Here is a 361-nt window from a genome sequence, read left to right as displayed (position 1 = left end):
ATCTGCCGCATCAGCGCCAGTTCGTCGCGCAGCTGCGTCAATTGTTCGTCGTTCTGCGGGGCGGGGAAGGTCGGCACCGCCGCCAGCGTGGCGGCCGCCGGGATTCCGGCAGCGGCCGGCGCGTCGGCCTTGGCCACGCTCGGCGCGGCCGGGGCCGTGCTCGGGCTCGCCAGCGGGGTCAGCGCTACCGCGGCGACGTCGTCGCGCCAGGCCGGCATGGCCTCAGCGGCCGGGGCCGGGGCCGGGGTCGCGGCGGCGAACGGGCTGGGCAGGGGCACGCTGATCGGGGCGTTGCGGAACACGTCCTCGGGGATGCTGAACTCGGCGCGGCCGGTGACCGGCGCTGCGGCCTTGGCCGGGG

The 361-nt window shown here is 77.6% G+C and carries 1 pseudogene; it reads right to left on the bottom strand.

Annotation, left to right across the window (positions count from 1 at the left end):
- Positions 1 to 361: pseudogene (locus J7357_RS21465) on the bottom strand (flagellar biosynthesis protein FlhF); the annotation flags it as partial.

Origin of the sequence: Xanthomonas sp. D-109, from assembly GCF_017746095.1 — a bacterium.
GTDB classification, from domain to species: domain Bacteria; phylum Pseudomonadota; class Gammaproteobacteria; order Xanthomonadales; family Xanthomonadaceae; genus Xanthomonas_A; species Xanthomonas_A sacchari.
This window is presented reverse-complemented; position numbering and strand designations above follow the sequence as displayed.